The organism is Streptomyces sp. NRRL WC-3618, from assembly GCF_001280005.1.
Classification (GTDB): domain Bacteria; phylum Actinomycetota; class Actinomycetes; order Streptomycetales; family Streptomycetaceae; genus Streptomyces.
Map to the genome: position 1 here is coordinate 1 of NZ_LGDW01000476.1, position 18,047 is coordinate 18,047.

An 18,047-nucleotide genomic window follows, 5' to 3' on the forward strand; every position below is an offset into this window, starting at 1 on the left:
TATCAAGCCCAGGCCCGGCCCCCCCAGCCCGTCCGGCGTTTGAGGACAAGACTCCTCCAGCACAGGTCGTGTTTCCCACCCGCCCATCCGTTTGCCGTATCTATCGAGCCCAGGCCCGGCCCCCCAGCCCGTCCGGCGTTTGAGGACGAGGCCCTTTCAGGGCCGATCGCTGGGGTCCGGGGGCGGCAGCCCCCGGGATGGGGCGGGTAAGGGCGGCGGGGGCGATCCCCGTTGGTCAGGCGCCGCTCGCCGCCCCGTGCAGGATCGCGGCCAGTTCGCGGGGGCGCGAGAACATCGGCCAGTGCCCGGTGTCCAGTTCGACCAGCGCCCACCGGTCACCCTTCAGCAGCTCCACCACATCCTCGGACGGCTCCGGATCGTCGAGCAGACACTTGACGTAGGTCGCCGGGAGATCACCCACCGAGCCCGCCAGGACAGCGGGTTCGGTGAGGGTGGCCCCCGGATGGGGCGTCGAGCCGCTCACGATCCGCGCGATCTGTTCGTCGGTGAGCCCCTGGCCCGCGAAGTGGTCCGCCGACGGCGTCGGCCAGAAGCCCCCGTTCTCGGCGATCGACGCCTCCACCCCGGCACTGTCCCAGCCCCACAGGAACGACCTCCCGTCGGCCGGGACACTCGCGTCGACGAACACCACCCGGCTCAGCCGCTCACCGATCCGCTCGGCGGCCTGCCCGACGGGTATCCCCGCGTAACTGTGCCCGACGAGCACGACGTCCCGCAGATCGAGGCGCTCGACCTCCTCGACGATGTCCCGCACATGGGTCTGCTGCCCGGCCGGCTCGCCCCGCCGCTCCGCCACCCCCGACAACGTCAGCGGGTGCACCCCGTGCCCGACGGCACGCAGCTCGACCACCACCTCGTCCCACGCCCAGGCACCGAGCCGCACACCGGCGACCAACACGATTTCGCTCATGCCCGACAACATAACGCGACGGTCTGACAACGCCCCGAGCGCGCCCCCTCGACCCCACCACCCGCGGCGCCGACCGCACCGGAGGACAGCCGACCCACCCTCCCCAGCCGATCCGGAATGTTTCAGGCCGATTAAATAGGCAGTCAGATTCGGCCAGTAGGCCGACCCGAGCGATCAACAACCGCTCTGTTATGGGCTTCACGCCTACGTGTCGTGTCACTTCGCGCCACTGATTCAATACGCAAGGTTACTGAAACGCACCGGGTCGAGATGAGTTTCGGCGCCGGACTCGGCAGACTCACGCTCGCTGATCCGGCCCGACCGGCTGGGATCGAGCACCCATGCGGACCGTTTGACCTTCGATTCGCATATTGGAACTGAGCGGAAGGATGCACACAATGCCGAACACCGCGCGCTGGGCAGCGACTCTGACCCTGACGGCCACCGCCGTCTGCGCCCCCCTCGCGGGGGCCGCCGTCGCGGCCCCCGCTCCCGTCGCCTCCGGGCTCTACGCCCCCTCGGCCCTCGTACTCACCATGGGACACGGTGACACCGCGGCCGCCGTCACCCCCGAGCGTGCCGTCACTCTGACCTGCGCGCCGACGGCCTCGGGCACGCACCCTGCGGCGCCCGAGGCCTGTGCCGAACTCCGCGCCGTCGGCGGGGACTTCGATGCCCTGGCGGTGCAGGGTGGCGTGAAGTGCACCAAGAAGTACGACCCTGTGGTGGTCACCGTCGAGGGCGTGTGGCGGGGACAGCGGGTCGCCTACGAGCGGACTTTCGCGAACGAGTGCGTGAAGAGCGCCTACGGGGCGACCGTCTTCGCGTTCTAGGGACCGGGGTCGCGTGCTCCCGTAGGCATCGCAGGGCGCTCGCGGATGGGGAGAGCCAAACCCTGTGCCGCGGGTTCGCGTGATCTCGCAGCGGGGCCGGTCGGTGGTGTGGGGCCACCGGCCGGCCCATTGGCGTGTGTGGGGGAGGGGGCGAGCGAGTGAGCGGGCCCCTATTCGGGGATGCGGGCGACGGGCGGGAAGCGTCGAAGCAGGCCCGAGGCGTACAGCAGACGGTGGAGGCTGCACCCCGGGGCCGCCCGATGGCAGCCCGGTACGAGGCGGGCGGCGCCCCGGCGGCGGGCCGCCGCTTCGCCGAGACGACGCGTGGCGAGGGCTCCTACCGCTGGCCCGCCGACCTGTGGGAACGGTTCCTCGGTAACGCCGACCACCTCTTCGGCCATGAATGGCCCGGCTTCGCCGCCTTCCACCCCGACGAGGCGGCGTTGCGGTCGGCACCGTTCCCCATCGTCCTGGCCGCCGGCGCGGACGACCGGGGCACGTACTGCGCCCGGCCGTCGGTCGAGATCGCCCGCCGGATCGGTGCGCCCTGGGTGGAGTTCCCCGGCATCCACCTGGAGTTCCTGCGCCACCCGTCACTCTTCGCGGCGGCCCTACGGGTACTGGCGACACAGATGTACGCCGCTGACGGCCACGTCCCACAGCTGTGGCGGGGCGCACCGGCGCCGCCCTGACCCGACACCGCCCCTTCCCCGCCCGGCTTCCCTACGCCAGCTGTCGGCGCACCAGCTCGTGCAGCCGTCCGCCCGTGTCCGCCAGCAGCTGGGCCGGGGGACCCTGCTGGGCGACTTTGCCGTCCTCCATCACGATCACCCGATCCGCGTCCAGCACCGTCGACAGACGGTGGGCGATCACGATCCGGGTGGCGTTCAGCGCACGGGTGCTCTCGATGACCGTGCGCTGGGTCTCGTTGTCGAGGGCGCTGGTCGCCTCGTCGAAGAAGAGGATGCGCGGCCTGCGGATCAGTGCCTGCGCGATCATCAGCCGCTGCCGCTGGCCGCCCGAGATCGCGCCGCTGCCCTGGACGATGGTGTGCAGGCCCATCGGCATTCGCTCGATGTCCTCGGCGAGGCCCGCCATCGCGGCGGCGGCCATCGCCTCCTCCGGTGTGTACGGCTCGGTGCCGCAGATGACGTCCAGGATGGAACCCGTCATCGGCTGGGCGTGCTGGAGGACGACACCGCACTGGCGGCGTACGGCCGACTGGTCGAGGGCGCCGAGGTCCTGACCGTCGTACAGCACACTGCCCGATACGGGTTTGTCGAAGCCGATCAGCAGGCGCAGCAGCGTCGACTTGCCGCAGCCGCTGGGGCCGACGATCGCCACGAACTCGCCCGCCCGCACCTGGAAGGACACGTCGTCGAGGACGAGCGGGCCGTCCTCCGTGTAGCGGAAGGACAGCCGGCGGGCCTCGATCGCGCCGGTCAGCACGCCGGGCCGGGTGCTGGCGACGCGTACCTCCGGGGTCGCCTCCAGCACCGGCTTGATCTCCTCGTACAGCGGGAGCGCGGCCACGCCGGAGACGAAGGCGCCGGTCAGCTGGGTGACGGAGGTCAGCAGCATCGTCACCGAGGTGTTGAAGGTGAGGAAGGCCGCCGCCGACATCGAGCCGCGTGCCGGACCCGCGAGCAGCATGAACATCAGCAGGGTGCAGACCGGCAGGTACACCGAGCCCAGCACCGTGGTGAGGTTCTTGATGCGGCCGACCTTCTGTTGCAGCTCGCGGCTGCGCGCGAACTCGCCCGCCCAGGCCGCGTACGCGTAGTTCTCGGCCGCCGCGACCCGCAGCTTGGGCAGGCCGCGCAGGGTCTGGAAGGCCTGGTTGTTCAGCTTGTTGGAGAGCACGATCAGCCGCCGCTGCCAGCGCACCTGCCACAGCCCGAGCGCCAGGAACACGGCGGCGATCACCACGAGCATGCCGACCGCCGCCAGCGCCATCGGGACGCTGTAATAGAGGAGCAGGCCCAGGTTCATCGCCGCGATCGTGACCGACTGGGTGACGACTGGGGCAACTCCCGCCAGCAGCTTGCGAATCGCACTGATGCCCATCGCCGCACTCGCCAGCTCGCCGGTCGAGCGTTCGGTGAAGAACTTCGTCGGCAGCCGCAACAGCCGGTCCCAGACCGCCGGTTGGAGCGTCGCCTCGATCCGGCCCTCCATCCGGAGCAGGGTGAGGTTCTGCAGCAGGGTGAAGGCCGCCGCCACCACGCTGCTGATCATCACGGCGAGACAGAACCGCGCGATCAGCGTCGTCTGCGCCGTCGGCACGAACTCGCCGAGCACCTTGCCCGTCGCGACCGGCACCAGCGCGCCGATGGCGATCGTCACCAGGCTGCTGAGCAGCAGGTTCACCACATCGCCCCGGCTGCCGCCCATGCTGAACCGGAGCAGCCGCAGCGGGGTCATGCCCCGTTCGGGCAGCGGGCGGTAGAACATCACCGCCCGTTCCTCGAACTCCGCCGCGTTCGCCTTCTCCACCGGCGTCTCACGTCCCGACGACGGTTGCAGGGCCACATAGCCGCCGCGTCGCCACAGCAGCGCCACCGGTGCGCCCGACAGACTGCGATGGCCGATCAGCGGCCCGACGTTGTCGTGCCACCAGCGCCCGTCGAGCCGGACGGCCCGGGTGCGGACGCGGGAGGCGAGCGCGATCCGTTCGACCGGGTCGAGCCGGTCGCTCTCGGTGCCGCTCTGCGCGGGCTCGGCGAGCGTGATCCCGGCAGCCTGGGCCACCAGCTTGCAGGCCGCGTACGTCGCGTCGGTGTCGGCGGCGGTCGTGCGCTTCGCCGACGGCTTGCCGATCGACGCCAGCAGGGTCCGGTCGGCCTGGGCCCGGACGGCCTCGCCCGCCTTGATGCCGGCCGCCGTACGGGTCTCGTGGCTGCGTTCCAGCTGCTCGATCCACCGGTCGAGGGTGGCGAGCAGCCGGTACTGCTGGTCGACCATGCCCTGCCAGACCCCGGGGTCCATCAGCAGATCGGCGGCGGCCTCCGCGCCGTACAGCGAGCCGTACTGCAGGCTGCCCGGCGGGACCTGCATCCAGAACACGTCGTCGTCGGTCGGCGCGGCGGCCCGCTCCGAGGCCATCGGCGCCTGGAAGAGGATCGACAGCCCGCGTCCGACGCCCAGGGCGAGGGCGTACTCCAGCGGGCTGGTCGCCGGTGGCACGTACTGGGCGTTGCCGTACTCGTCGTACGACCAGGTCTCCGTGCCCGGCGACTGGTACAGCTCGCGCAGACCGATGCGGTGCACCACACAGTCGCGCACCGGACGGGCGACCAGCGTGTGCTGCGGGCCGGTGACCGGGCCCAGCAGCAGCGCGCCCGCCTCCAGCCGGCCGATGTGGTGCCACTGCCCCTGTTCCACGGCGTCCACCGCGAACAGGTCCAGCGCGCCGGCCGCGACCAGCCACAGCACCTGCGGGCCCTCGAGATCGAGACGGCCCTGCCCGGACAGGTCGAAACGCGTCCCCAGCCCGCCGAGCGCGCTCAGGACGACATCGCCCTCGGATACGGTCGTCATCTCATCGCTCCCTGACCAGCTCGGCGTACGCCCCACCGGCCGCCACCAGGGCGTCGTGCCGCCCGCGTTCCACGATCGTGCCGTGCTGGAGTACGACGATCTCGTCACTGTCGCGCACGGTGCTCAGCCGGTGCGCGATCACCACACAGGCACAGCCGCGCTTGCGCAGGTTGTCGATCACGGTCTGCTCGGTCTCCGCGTCCAGCGCGCTGGTCACCTCGTCGAGGACGAGAATGCTGGGGTTGCGCACCAACGCCCGCGCTATCTCCAGGCGTTGACGCTGCCCCCCGGAGAAGTTCCGTCCGTCCTGCTCGACCCGGCTGTGGATACCGCCCGGCCGGCGCGTGATGACGTCGTACAGCGCCGCGTCCTCAAGCGCCGCCACCACCGACTCGTCCGGGATCGACGGGTCCCACAACGCCACGTTGTCGCGGACGCTGCCCTCGAAGAGGAACACGTCCTGGTCGACGAAGGACACCGAGGCCGCCAGCGCGCCGCGCGGAATGTCCTCCAGCCGCTGTCCGTCGATCCGGATGACACCCTCCCAGGGCGCGTACAGGCCCGAAATCAGCCTGGAGACAGTCGACTTGCCGCTGCCCGAGCCGCCGACCAGCGCCACCTGCTGCCCCGGACCCACCGTGAGGTCGAAGCCGGACAGCAGAGGCTTGTCGAGCGGGCTGTAACCGAAGGTGATGTCCTGGAGCTCCACGTGGCCGTGCAGCCGGCGAGTCGAGTCGCCGCCGCCCGGGCGCGCGTACAGCGGATCCGCCTGGAAGTTCTCGACGTCCTTGAGCCGGGCCACGTCCGCCGCGAAGTCCTGGATCCGGCCCGCCACACCGTTGAGCCGGGTCAGCGGCGCGGTGAACCGCACGACCAGGGCCTGGAAGGCCACCAGCAGACCCACGGATATATGGCCCTCGACGGCCCGCATCCCGCCGATCCACAGGATCAGCGCGCTGTTCAGCGTCGCGAGCGTCGGCGCGACCACCCCCAGCCAGGCACTCGGCACCCCGAGCCGCTGCTGCTCCTCCAGTGTGGTCGCGTGTTGCCCGGCCCACTTGCGGAAGTAGCCCTCCTCGCCGCCGGTAGCCTTCATCGTCTCGATCAACTGAAGCCCGGAATAAGCGGTGTTGGTCAACCGGGCGTTGTCCGCGCGCAGTTTCGCGGTACGGGTCGCACGCAGCCGGATCACCACCCGCATGGCCACGATGTTGAGCAGCGCGACCCCGATACCGACGGCCGTCAGCTGCGGGTCGTAGGTATAGAGGAGTACGGCGTACAGCACGACGACGATCGCGTCGACGCCCGCCGCCGCGAGGTCGCGGGCCAGTGTCTCGGACACCGCGTCGTTCGACTGGAGGCGCTGGACCAGGTCGGCCGGGCTGCGCTGGGAGAAGAAGGTGACCGGCAGGCGCAGCAGATGGCGCAGGAAGCGGGCGCTGCTCAGCGTCGAGGAGATGATGCGGCCGTGCAGCAGGTTCGCCTGTTGCAGCCAGGTCAGCACGACGGTGAGCGCCACGCACGCGCCCATCGACGCGAACAGCACCTCCAGCATGGAGGTCTGGCCGCCGATCAGGAACGTGTCGATGTAGGTGCGGCTGAGCGCGGGCATCGCGGCACCCACCGCCACCAGCAGCAGACTCGCCAGGATCGCGGCGGGCATCGTGCCCGACGTACCGCGCAGCCGGGCCGGCATGGCACCCAGGACGCCCGGCTTGCGCCCGCCGCGCTCGAAGTCGGGGCCCGGTTCCATGACGAGGACGACGCCGGTGAAACTGGAGTCGAAGTCCTCCATCGGCACGAACCGGCGGCCCTTGCCGGGGTCGTTGATGTGTACCCCGCGTCGTCCGAAGCGGCGCCCCATGCCGTCGAGGACGACATAGTGGTTGAACTCCCAGAACAGGATCGCGGGCGCGTTCACCTCGGCGAGCGCCGCCGTGTCCATCTGCATGCCCTTGGCCGTCAGGCCGTAACTCCGCGCCGCCTTCAGGAGGTTGCTGGCGCGCGAGCCGTCCCGCGACACACCGCAGGCGATGCGCAGCTCTTCGAGGGGAATGTGCCGTCCGAAGTGCCCGAGGACCATGGCGAGCGAGGCGGCGCCGCACTCCACGGCCTCCATCTGGAGCACGGTCGGCGTGCGCACGGACGTGCCGCTGCCCTTGGGAACCGTACGCCGGGGCGGGGCCGAGCGGCGCCCGGACCGGGAGTTGTGTGCGCCACTCACGGCAGCAGCCAATCGACGGGACGCTGGTCGGCCAGCCGGATGGAGCCCGAGGCCAGGGTCATGGAGGTGAGCCGGAACGGCGGCCCGTCGGCGGAGGACCACCGGTAACCGCTCTTCGTGGCCGACGACTTGTCCAGTTTCACGAGTACGGCGACCGGACGGCCCTTCTTGGTGAACTGCTCGCCCAGTTGACTGTCACCGAGGAACGCGCCGATCTGCTGTTGCGTCTGGGCGGCCCGGTCCACCGACTTCACCCGGCCGCGCAGCACCCCGTACTGCTGGGTGGGCGCGGTCTGGACGGTCAGGTCGACGGCCGCGTTCGCGGGAATCGTGGCGGCGCTCTCCGCCGGGACGTACACCGTCGCGTACAGCGGGTCGCTCGCGCTGGCGACCTTCTCGATGGCCGCGATGTTCGTGCCCGTACTGACGATCTGGCCGATGGTGGCGGCGAGCGCGGTGAGCCGGCCTGCGGCGACCGAGCGGACCACCGAGTCCCCGGAGGCCGTACGGACCTTCAGCACAGGCGAGTTGGCGGGCAGCCGGGCGCCCTCCTCGGCGAGGACCGCGGTGATCTGGCCGGAGACGGGGCTCTGCAGGACGTAACTGCCCTCCCCATGCGTGAGGATGGCGGGCGCGCTGACCGTCGACGAGACGGACCCGATGACCGCCCACACGGACGCGGCGGCCATCACGACGACCGTGACCGAGAGGACCAGCCAGCCCTGCGGGCGTGCGAAACGCACCGGAAGATCCAGCTCTTCGGCCGACTGGAGCTTGGCGAGGGCCTGTTGGCGAAACTGCACGGGCTTTCCTCACCTGCATAAGAGGACCTGCATAAGAGGACCTGTGTAAGAGGACCTGTGTAAGGAGACCTGCCCGCGAAGGGCCGGCCGGTTTGTGGAACCGGAGAGTCCCGGAACCGTGAACCGGTTCCGGGACTCAGCGGCGTCAGGCGTCGATCAGAGACCGGCGACCGTGTTGGTGATCGCACCGGTGTTCAGGCCGGTGAGGCCCTCAACGGTGCCGACGACCGTGCCGACCAGCGGGAGCGCGGCGGGGGCAACGCTGTCCACCAGGTTCGTGGCGGTGCCGACGGCGTTCAGGGACAGACCGCCGGAGACGGCGTCGAGAGCGGCGTCCGACAGCTCGGCGGTCTCAACCTGGGGGATGGAGTTCATGGGGGAACTTCCCTTCATAGGGGGTTTTCACAAGGGGGGAGCGGCCCCCTCTGGGGACAGATGACGGCCGCGACCGCAGGGCTGCTCAGGCTCGTTTCCAAGACCTCAGCGGCCCTTGCGATGCGATGGATCAAAGCACGGCCGCGCCGCGCGCTTCCAATCAACCAACCGCCCCACCAGGGCATTTGAGGCCCAGCGGCCCCACAGAGTGAGGGCGTGCGCACGTCTTGGCGGCGACTTCTTCACAGCCCTCACGGTTTCGGTGCAGCCAGGCTCTTGTGGTCCGGTGCGCGCGCCGGACAGGTGTGTGCGCCTGAATCGGACAGTCCGCCACCAAAGACGTGGCGTGTAACGAGCAGATGTGCGGAACGGTCGCGCGACGTGACCTGGCTGCGTATTCGCTGTGCAGATTCGCTGGAGCCGGGATTCGTATCGCTTTGACCGACGCAGCGCCATGAGGCGGCTACGGAAGGTGTCGTCCGTGCGTCGGTGAGCGTGCTCGGATCCGGTCACCGTCCACTGGAAAGTCGTGGATTGCCGGACGGTCGTCATGGGGGCGGAGGTTCCGTGTGCCGCCGCCCCCTCGATCACGGTCGAGGTGTGCGCGGCGGCCGTCGGAGCCTGTCCCGACAGCGCTCCGCCCTCCCGTGCCCACCGCGTCGACCAGGGCATTCGCGTCAGCGCGCGCTGCTCGCCCGGTTCCGCGGCCGAGAAGCCGGGATCGAGCCACCCGGGGCGCGAAACAGGCGGAAAGGATCGTGTCTGCTTCGGCGGGCGTCATCGCCATATGGGTGATTGTTCCCGGCGGCGTTCGTCAGGTGTTGGCAATGGCCGATTCGCTGTTTCGCAAAGGGAGTTGGCAAACAATCTGAACGCCCCACGCGGCCCGCCCGTACCTAGAGCCATCCAGGCGCCCCACTCGGTCGCCGATGAACGTTCGGCGGCTGAGACCCCGCCCCGCAGGAGGTCAAGAAGTTGAGTCACAAGCGAGTTCCGAAGCGCAAGGCCGCGATAGCGGTGGGCAGTGTCGCGGCGATCGGAGCGGCGGCCCTGCTGCTGCCCAACGCCATGGCGTCCCAGACCGACACTCCGGACGGCGCGGCTCCGAAGACCCTGAGGGCGGCGGATGCCTCGGATCTCGCCTCGCAGATGCGGCAGTTGCTCGGGGACGCCTTCGCGGGCTCGTACTACGAAGCCGACAAGCAGCAGCTGGTCATCAACGTCGTCGGGGGCGGCAACGACAACGTCCTCCTCCAGGCCAGGAAGGCCGGGGCCGCTGTTCACGAGGTCGACAACAGCATCGCCGAGCTCAAGGCCGGCGCGCAGACGCTGAAGGCCAAGGCGACGATCCCGGGCACTGCCTGGGCCCTCGACCCCCGGACCAACAAGATCCAGGTCACCGCCGACAGCACGGTCACCGGCGCCAAGTGGGACACGGTCGAGTCGACCGTCAAGAGCCTCGGCTCGGGCATGGCAGCCATCAAGAAGACCCAGGGCACCTTCAAGCCCTTGGTGGAGGGCGGCGACGCCATCTTCGGTGGCGACGCCCGCTGCTCCCTCGGCTTCAACGTGGTGACCGGGGACGGCACGCCCGGCTTCCTGACCGCCGGTCACTGCGGTGTCGCCGAGAAGGAGTGGGCGGACGCGCAGAACGGCCAGCCCATCGCCACGGTCGAGGCTGCCACCTTCCCGGGCGACGGCGACTTCGCACTCGTGAAGTACGACGACCCGGCGACCGTGGCGGCCAGCACCGTCGACATCGGCAACGGCCAGACCGTCGACATCCTCAAGGCCGCCGAGGCCGCGGTCGGCCAGCAGGTCTTCCGCATGGGCTCCACGACGGGCCTCAACGACGGCGAGGTCACCGGCCTCGACGCCACCGTGAACTACCCCGAGGGCACGGTCACCGGCCTCATCCAGACCAACGTCTGCGCCGAGCCCGGCGACAGCGGCGGCTCGCTGTTCACCAAGGACGGCGGTGCGATCGGTCTGACCTCGGGCGGCAGCGGAGACTGCACGGTCGGCGGCGAGACCTTCTTCCAGCCGGTCACCACGGCCCTGGCGGCCGTCGGCGCGACCCTCGGCGCGGGCGACGCGGGCGCCGGCGCGGGTGCGGGTGCCGGCGACGAGGCCGGCGCGGGCCAGAACGCCGGTGCGGGCCAGGAGGCCGGTGCCGGTCAGGAGGCGGGTGCGGGTCAGGAGGCGGGTGCCGGTCAGGAGGCGGGCGCCGGTCAGGAGGCCGGTGCGGGCCAGGAAGCCGGTGCCGGTCAGGAGGCCGGTGCGGGCCAGGAAGCCGGTGCTGGTCAGGAGGCCGGACTCGGTGAAGAGGTCGGCGGCGACAAGCTCGGCGGTGTCGACGACCAGGCCGGCAACGCCGCGGGCAACGGCAACGCCGACGACGCGGGTAACGCCGCCGACGACGGCACCGGCCTCGGGAACAACCAGAAGCACTGACCGGCCGCACCAGTAGTACCGGCCGACCAAGACGCGGTCCGGCCCTCCGGCGGGAGGGCCGGGCCGTTCTGCGTGCGCGGCCGTCAGCGCTCCGCGCGCGCCCGCGCCCTCAGCAGAAGCAGCGCGATGTCGTCCACCCGGTCGGTCACCCCGGAGCCGAACTCGACCAGCCCGTCGGCCAGTTCGTCCAGCGGCCGGTCCCCGGTCTCCGCGAGCCGCCGGCCCAGGGCGGCCAGCGTCTCGTCGATGTCGACGCCCGGCGACTCGATCAGCCCGTCGGTGTACAGGGCGAGGACACTGCCCGGCGGCAGCTCGACCTCGGTCGCCGGATACGTGGCCGAGGCGTCGATCCCCAGCAGGGGACCCCCGGCCACGTCGAGCACCCGCACCTGCCCGTCCGGGCTTCTCAGCAGCGGCTGCGGATGACCCGCACGGGCCAGCACGGCCCGGCCGGCGCCCGGATCGAGCCGCAGATACAGACAGCTCGCGAACAACTCGGAGCCGAGGTCGATCAGCAGCCGGTTGGTGCTGCTCATCACCTCCTCCGGAGCCTGGCCGACGGTCGTGTATGCCCGTACGGCCGTACGGATCTGGCCCATCAGGCCGGCGGCCGTCACGTTGTGCCCCTGGACGTCCCCGATCACCGCCGAGGCCCGCCCGTGCGAGGACACCAGGTCGTAGAAGTCGCCGCCGATGTCCATGCCCTGGGTGGCGGGCAGATAGCGCGCGGCGGCCTCGATGCCGGGCAGCGACGGCAGGGAGCTGGGCAGCAGGGCGGCCTGGAGGCCGTGCGCGACCCGGTGCGTGGCGTCGTACAGCAGGGCCCGCTCCAGGGCCTGGGCGATCAGGCCGCCGAGACTGGTCAGGACGGCGCGCTCGTCGGCGGGGAACGCGTGCCGTTCGGCGTAGCCCAGCACGCAGGTCCCCACCGGACGTCCGGACGCGATGAGCGGGAGAAACGCCCACGCCGCCATCTGACTGGGCATCTCCCGCACGACCGGATACGCCTGCTCCAGCTCACCCCTGGACTCGAAGAAGGCGGGAACACCCGTGGTGAGGACCTGGACGCCCGGGGTCTGCCCGGTCAGCGGCAGCCCGTCGAACCGCTCCACCAGCTGCGCGTCGGCGTACCCGCGATGCCCCACCACGCGCATCCGTCCGCCGCGCGAGCCCAGCAGCACCAGCGTCTGGCAGCCCGCCGCCGGCATGATCTCGTCCGCGACCAGCTGGACGACGTCCTGGACGCCCGCCGCTTCGGTGAGCGCCCCCGCCAGGGACAGCACCTGCGAGATCGTGACCAGGCTGGACGGGCCGCCCGGCCTGCGCCCCGCGCGTTCCAGGTCGGCCGCGGCCCGCGCGCGGGTGATCCGGACACTCAGCCCGGTCGTGCTCGGATACAGCTGGAACGAGAGCCAGTCGCCGGGCGGGCGCAGCGCCACGAACGAGGTGACCTGAAGGCTGAACAGCGCGGCGCGGTAGCGGTCCTCGTACACCGGATCATCGAGCCAGGGCACCGAGACCCACAACTGGGAACCCAGCAGCGTGCCCGAGGGGACCCCCAGCAGCTCCGTGCCCGCCGCGTTGACGAAGCAGACCCGCCCGTGCAGATCGAGGGAGCACAGCCCGTACGGCAGCCGTGACACCATCCGCGCCGCCTCGGCCGTGCCGAGGGTGTCGGCGGTCGGCGTCTCGGGCGAGGTGGCCAGCAGATCCGCCTCGGGCGGCAGCGGACGGCGCGCGGCGGCGGCCCGCTCCAGGCGCAGCGCCAGCCGGTCGCAGGCCGCGCGGAGCTGCTCGCGCTCCCGGTCCGACAGCTCCGGCGGATGTGAACCGGGCCAGGTCACGAAGACCGATCCGTACACCGTCGACGGTGTCGCCACCGGTACGGCGGCCAGCGCGAAGGGGTAGGGCAGTACCACGGCGACCCGTGGGAAGCGCCGGGCCATGTCCTCCTCGCCGCTCACCCACACGAACCGCCGCTCGCGCGCCGCCTCGGCGACGGGAACCGGCGCGCCGAGCCCGACCCGCTCCCAGGGCGCCGCGAACGCCCGGGGCAGTCCCGCCATGACGGCCATTTCCAGCACCGACCCGCCGGGCTCCAGCAGGTAGACCCCGCCCGCGAGGGCGCGGACCTCCTCCATCATCCGGGCGAGCGCCAGCGACAGCAGTGGCTTCCCGACCGAGCCCGGACGGGCCTCTCCCTCCGGCTGCTCGTGCGCGGAGGCCCGTCCGTCTGCCATCGGGACCGCCTCCTCACCGGGCCGGGTGCTTCCGAGTCAAGGCTCTGTCCACTCGGGCCTTCGCGCACGGCGAGCGGCCCACCGTTCCGCCCGGGCGGAAACACTCCCGGCGGGAGGGAACCTCATCGAATACCCCCTTCGCACCGACTCAAGCCCCTGTGGTTGGAGCGCGGGCCCGGTGCGGGAGCCCCTTGAGTGCGCCCCCGCACTTCCTCTTGGCCAGTTCTGCACGACCTTGATTCGCCGGAAGTGGGGAGGGTCGAAGGAGGGGGCACACGCGACAGCGGTGAACCAGGCTGATGAGAGTGAAGGAGCGGCAGTGATCCGAGTGCTTCTGGTGCACGACGCGAGTCTGGTGCGGACGGCCCTGGCGGAGTGGCTGCGCAGAGAACCCGACCTGGGAGTGTCCGACGCCTGCTGGCGCAGTGCCGGGGCAAGGGCGAGGTCGCTGCGGCCCGATGTGTGCGCGGCCGATCTGGAGAGTCTGGACTCCTACGGCTTACCTCCGCTGGGCGAGTTACGGGGCCGCGGGAAGGGCACGCACGCCCCGCGGCTGCTGGTGCTGGCCGGCGCCGGCAGACCGGGCCTGCTGAAGCGGGCGGCGGAGGCGGGTGCGCTGGGCTACGTCGACAAGGACAGGGAGGGAGCGCCGGAGCGGCTGCTGTCCGCCATCCGGAGCGTCGCGTTGGGGAAACGTTTCGTCGACGACTCGCTGGGCTTCGGTTTCCTCAGAGCCACGCAGATCCCGCTCACCCGGCGTGAGCTGAGCGTCCTGTCACTCGCCGCGGACGGGGCGTCCGTCGCGGAGATCGCCGGCAGCCTGCACCTGTCCCACGGGACCGTGCGCAACTACATGGCGGCCATCACCCGTAAGACCGGGGCCCGCAACCGCGTTGACGCCATCCGTATCTCGCAGGGCGAGGGCTGGCTGTGACCCGGCCGGCGGCGTCGCCGACCAGCTGCCCACCAAGTCGCGGTACAGGGGGGAGCGCTCCAGCAGTTCGTCGTGCGTTCCGTACGCGCACTCCCGGCCGTCCATGACGAGGACACGGTCCGCGCGGCGCGCCGAGGCGATCCGGTGCGCGACCACGACCAGGGTGGTGCCGGCCTTCGAGGCGAAGGCGCGCTCGGCGCGTTCCTCCGCCTCCGGGTCCAGATGGCAGGTCGCCTCGTCGAGGAACGCCACACAGGCGTACGAGAGGAACGCCCGGGTCAGCGCGATCAGCTGCCGTTCGCCGGCCGACAGCGCGGCCGGGTCGACCAGGCCCCCCGGGCCGCCGTGCCGGTCGAGGAGCGCGGTGAGCCCGACCGCCTCGGCGGCGGCCAGCAGTTCGCTCTCGGGCACGGGATCCGGCCGCAGACAGCCCAGGTTCTCGGCGAACGTCCCGCTGAACACGTACGCCTCCTGCGGGATGACGACCCGGTGCGCGTGGGCCGCGGCGCCGGGCACCGGATGCCCGCACAGCCGGATCGCACCGTCCTGGGCATCGAGGAGACCGGCGGCCAGCGAGACGAGGGTGGACTTGCCGATGCCACTGGGGCCGACGACGGCGAGCCGGGTGCCCGGGGGCACGCTGAGGGTGAGGTGGTCGAGGACGGGCTCACAGGCGGGGCCATAGGCGAAGGTGAGGCCGGAGACGGTGAGGGCGGACGGGCCGGGGTGGGGGTGGACGGGGCGGGCGTCCGGGCCGCCGCCGCCCTGGTCCGCCGCCGGACCGGCCGCCGTCAGGCGGCGCAGGACCACCGCGAGCCGGGAGCCGCTGGTGCCCATGCCGTGGACCAGGTTCTGCAGGGCGGGCAGCAGGGACTGGGTGACGTAGGCGAGCGCGCCGACCAGCGCCCCGGGTGTGACACCGCTGCGCAGCAGCCAGGGGGCGCTCAGCAGCAGCAGAACCACCGGGAGCTGGCCGCCGACGGCGATCGACGCCACGCGCGGCACCCCCCAGTACGCCAGTGAGCGGGCCGCCCGCAGCTCGGCCTCGACCCGCGCACCGACGTCGGCCGCCACCCGCTCCTCCGCGCCACCCGCGGTCACGTCCCGCAGCCCCGCGCAGACGTCCCCGAACCGGTCGGCGAGCGCTTCGTCGGCGACCAGGAACGTTTCCTGGCGGCGGGCCAGCGGGCGCATGCTCGCCGCGAAGAGGCCCACACCGGCGACCAGCGGGGGAGCGACCACCAGCAGCAGGGGCGGCGCCAGGGAGGCCAGCCCGATCAGCGCGCCCCCGGCCGTGAACACGAAGGAACGCGACACCATGACCACCCCCGCGAAGGTGTCCCGGGCGATCTCCACCTGCTGGGTCAACGCGGACAGCGCCCCGCCGTCCGCCTCCCGTACCCCGCGCGCCACCACCCGCTCCACGAGCCGGTCCCGCAACGGTTCGACGAGCGCGGCGACCGCACCGTACACGCGTCCGGTGCCGTACGCCCCGACGGCGACCGCGAGTACGGCCACCCCCAGCCAGCCGAGGCCGACGCCGGTCCGGCCCCGCAGGAACCCCTCGTCGAGGGCGCGGGCCAGGGCGTACCCCATGAGGAAGGTCTGCGCGCTCTCCAGCACGGACCACAGCGCGAGCCGCGCGACCACGCGCCGCTGCCCCCGCAGAAACCGCAGCCCGCGCGCGCGGAGGCCGCCGCCCCCGGCCGGCCGGCGCCGGGTGCGCTCACCCTCCGGCATCCGCGAACACCTCCCGGTAGCCCTTCTCCCGCCACAGCCGCGCATGCGTGCCCACCGCCCGCACCCGTCCCCCGTCCAGCCAGGCCACCGTGTCCGCGCGGGCCGCCGTGGAGACACGGTGGGCGACGACGACCCGGGTGCCGCCGGAGGAGTGGTGCAGCAGGGCGTCGACGATCTGGTGTTCGGTGACGGTGTCGAGGCTGGACAGCGCGTCGTCGAGGACGAGCAGCCTGCTGTCGCGGGCCAGTACCCGGGCGAGGCCCAGGCGCTGCCGCTCGCCCCCGGACAGGGGCGCGGCCCGGCAGGGGGTGGCGTAGCCGTCGGGCAGCCGGCGTACGAACGCGTCGGCGCGGGCGGCGACGGCGCCGGCCCTGATCCGGTCGGGCGGCGCCGGCCGGACGCCGAAGCCGATCGTGTCCGCGACGGTGTCGCCGAGCAGGGCGGGGCGTTCGAAGGCGCAGCCGATCGCGTGGCGCAGCTCGTCGTGGTTCAGCTCGGGCAGCGGCACGCCGTCCAGGAGAACGGTTCCCTCGTCGGGATCGGCCAGCCGGGCGGCGAGGGCCGCGAGGAGGGACTTGCCGGCGCCGGAGCGGCCGACCACGGCGAGGGTGCCGCCCTCGGGCACGACCAGGTCGACGCCGTCCAGGAGGGTCCGTCCGCCGCGCCGGGCGGTGACTTGGCGCAGCTCCAGCCGGCCCCGCCCCGGCGGCAGCCGACGGCTGCCGTACGGCGTCGCCGGCTCGGCCAGCACCTCGCCGAGGCGCTGGGCCGACGCCCGGGCCCGGACCAGCCCCGACAGCTGCCCGACCAGGACACCGACCCCGGCCGCCAGGACGGCGTACCGCGAGGCGGCGAGCATCTCGCCCACCGTCAGCCTGCCGTGGACCAGCAGGACACCGGCCACCGCCACGACCCCCAGTTGCAGTAAAGGGGCCAGCGCGACCGCCCGGGCCGCCGCGCGTCCCTGGACGTGCCACATCCGGTGGCCGGCGCGGGTGAGTTCGGGCAGTGGGCGCAGGATCCTGGCGGCCTCCCGGTCCGCCGTCGCGCACGCGGCGATGGTGCGGGCCCCGCCGATCGCCTCGGCGAGCCCGCGCGCGATACGTCCCTGGGCTTCCTGGTAGTCGGCCACACACCGTGCGGAGTCCTGGGTGAAGGACCGCAGCAGCAGCGCCAGCAGCGGCGCCCCGGCGAGGAACACCGCGGCCAGCCACCAGTCGAGCAGACCGAGCGCCACCACCGCACCGACCGGTCCGGCGATCCCGGCCAGCAGCGCGGCCAGGGAGGCGGGCGCGGTCCCGGCCTGCGCGGCGTTGCCGACCAGCCGGGCCACCAGCTCACCGGACCCGAAGCGCTCCCCGGCCCGTGGCCCCACGGCGAGCAGGTGCCCGGTCAGCCGGTGGCGCAGCGAAGCCGTCGCGCGGGCCGTCGTGGTCGCGCTCAGCACGGTCTCCACGGCGTCGAGCACGGCGAGCAGCAGGACGAGGGCGGCGCACCACAGAACCCAGCGCAGGGCGCCGGAATTGCCGGGGTGCGCCAGCAGCAGATCGAGGGCCCGCCCCAGTGCGAGGGGCAGGGCCAGGCCCAGGCCCGTGGAGGCCGTGGCCGTGAGGAACAGGGCCGCGCAGCGTCCCCCGGTGCTGCGGACGGTCGCTCGCAGCGGCGAGGCGGTGTCCCCGGTCGGGGCTGGCCGGTCGCGGGTGGCTGTCGTCATTCGGGTGGTCCCTCCGACGGGGGGTGACCGACCGCCGGGCGGCCCCCCACGAGTGGGAGGGACCGCCCGGCGTACACGCTGGAGATCCTCAGAGACAGAGGGCGACGCTGGCCGCGCTCACGCAGGAGAGCAGGCTCAGCGTGCTGTTGCCGCCCGTGTGGGCGGTCTCGTCGGACTCCATCGTCTGAAGGTCGAGCAGTGCCATGTCGATTCCTTTCGGTTGAGCCCGGTGACCCGGGTTCTTTTGTGGGGACGGGTG

At 72.2% G+C, this 18,047-nt stretch carries 12 protein-coding genes and 1 pseudogene; 4 read left to right on the top strand and 9 right to left on the bottom strand.

Annotation, left to right across the window (positions count from 1 at the left end):
* Positions 1 to 235: 235 nt before the first annotated feature.
* Positions 236 to 931, bottom strand: a complete 696-nt coding sequence (locus ADL01_RS36545; RefSeq protein ID WP_053746362.1) for an alpha/beta fold hydrolase — start codon at positions 929 to 931, stop codon at positions 236 to 238.
* Between the two features lie 398 nt (positions 932 to 1,329).
* On the opposite strand from ADL01_RS36545, the gene ADL01_RS36550 reads away from it, so the two are divergent.
* Both ADL01_RS36550 and ADL01_RS36555 read left to right on the top strand, forming a co-directional pair.
* Entirely contained in the window at positions 1,330 to 1,764 is a 435-nt protein-coding gene (locus ADL01_RS36550) for a protease inhibitor (RefSeq protein ID WP_053746363.1), read from the top strand.
* Positions 1,765 to 1,922: 158 nt separating this feature from the next.
* Positions 1,923 to 2,456 carry a hypothetical protein gene (locus ADL01_RS36555; protein WP_234354915.1) on the top strand — a complete coding sequence of 178 codons (534 nt, stop codon included), beginning with the start codon at positions 1,923 to 1,925 and terminating at the stop codon, positions 2,454 to 2,456.
* A 31-nt stretch (positions 2,457 to 2,487) separates the two neighbouring features.
* On the opposite strand, the gene ADL01_RS36560 is transcribed toward ADL01_RS36555, so the two are convergent.
* From ADL01_RS36560 to ADL01_RS36575, 4 genes are all read right to left on the bottom strand, one after another.
* Positions 2,488 to 5,304 (bottom strand): NHLP bacteriocin export ABC transporter permease/ATPase subunit, encoded by a 2,817-nt coding sequence (locus tag ADL01_RS36560; protein WP_053746364.1) that lies wholly within the window; start codon positions 5,302 to 5,304, stop codon positions 2,488 to 2,490.
* 1 nt (position 5,305) lies between these two features.
* Complete coding sequence (locus ADL01_RS36565) at positions 5,306 to 7,423, bottom strand: NHLP family bacteriocin export ABC transporter peptidase/permease/ATPase subunit (RefSeq protein ID WP_420719775.1); 2,118 nt, start codon at positions 7,421 to 7,423, stop codon at positions 5,306 to 5,308.
* A gap of 101 nt (positions 7,424 to 7,524) precedes the next feature.
* Positions 7,525 to 8,331 (bottom strand): HlyD family efflux transporter periplasmic adaptor subunit, encoded by an 807-nt coding sequence (locus ADL01_RS36570; RefSeq protein ID WP_053746366.1) that lies wholly within the window; start codon positions 8,329 to 8,331, stop codon positions 7,525 to 7,527.
* A gap of 156 nt (positions 8,332 to 8,487) precedes the next feature.
* The gene (locus ADL01_RS36575) at positions 8,488 to 8,706 is read right to left on the bottom strand and encodes a hypothetical protein (protein WP_053746367.1); all 219 of its coding nucleotides are present in this window, start codon (positions 8,704 to 8,706) and stop codon (positions 8,488 to 8,490) included.
* 975 nt (positions 8,707 to 9,681) lie between these two features.
* Between ADL01_RS36575 and ADL01_RS36580 the strand changes: the two genes are divergently transcribed.
* Complete coding sequence (locus tag ADL01_RS36580; protein WP_053746368.1) at positions 9,682 to 11,160, top strand: S1 family peptidase; 1,479 nt, start codon at positions 9,682 to 9,684, stop codon at positions 11,158 to 11,160.
* 83 nt (positions 11,161 to 11,243) lie between these two features.
* Here ADL01_RS36580 and ADL01_RS36585 read toward each other — a convergent pair whose 3' ends face one another.
* A complete protein-coding gene (locus tag ADL01_RS36585) occupies positions 11,244 to 13,400 on the bottom strand; it encodes a SpoIIE family protein phosphatase (RefSeq protein ID WP_053746369.1) in 2,157 nt (718 codons plus the stop codon).
* 559 nt (positions 13,401 to 13,959) lie between these two features.
* Between ADL01_RS36585 and ADL01_RS46960 the strand changes: the two are divergent.
* Positions 13,960 to 14,250 (top strand): annotated as a pseudogene (locus ADL01_RS46960) (LuxR C-terminal-related transcriptional regulator); the annotation flags it as partial.
* Here ADL01_RS46960 and ADL01_RS36590 read toward each other — a convergent pair.
* From ADL01_RS36590 to ADL01_RS36600, 3 genes are all read right to left on the bottom strand, one after another.
* Positions 14,176 to 16,074: an ATP-binding cassette domain-containing protein gene (locus ADL01_RS36590; RefSeq protein ID WP_063783633.1), complete on the bottom strand. Its 1,899-nt coding sequence runs from the start codon at positions 16,072 to 16,074 to the stop codon at positions 14,176 to 14,178. The pseudogene ADL01_RS46960 and the gene ADL01_RS36590 overlap by 75 nt on opposite strands.
* Positions 16,061 to 17,788: an ABC transporter ATP-binding protein gene (locus tag ADL01_RS36595; protein WP_053746370.1), complete on the bottom strand. Its 1,728-nt coding sequence runs from the start codon at positions 17,786 to 17,788 to the stop codon at positions 16,061 to 16,063. The genes ADL01_RS36590 and ADL01_RS36595 overlap by 14 nt, the downstream gene beginning before the upstream one ends.
* An 88-nt stretch (positions 17,789 to 17,876) precedes the next feature.
* On the bottom strand, positions 17,877 to 17,993 hold the full coding sequence (locus ADL01_RS36600; protein ID WP_053746371.1) for a SapB/AmfS family lanthipeptide: 117 nt from the start codon (positions 17,991 to 17,993) through the stop codon (positions 17,877 to 17,879).
* Positions 17,994 to 18,047: the final 54 nt, after the last annotated feature.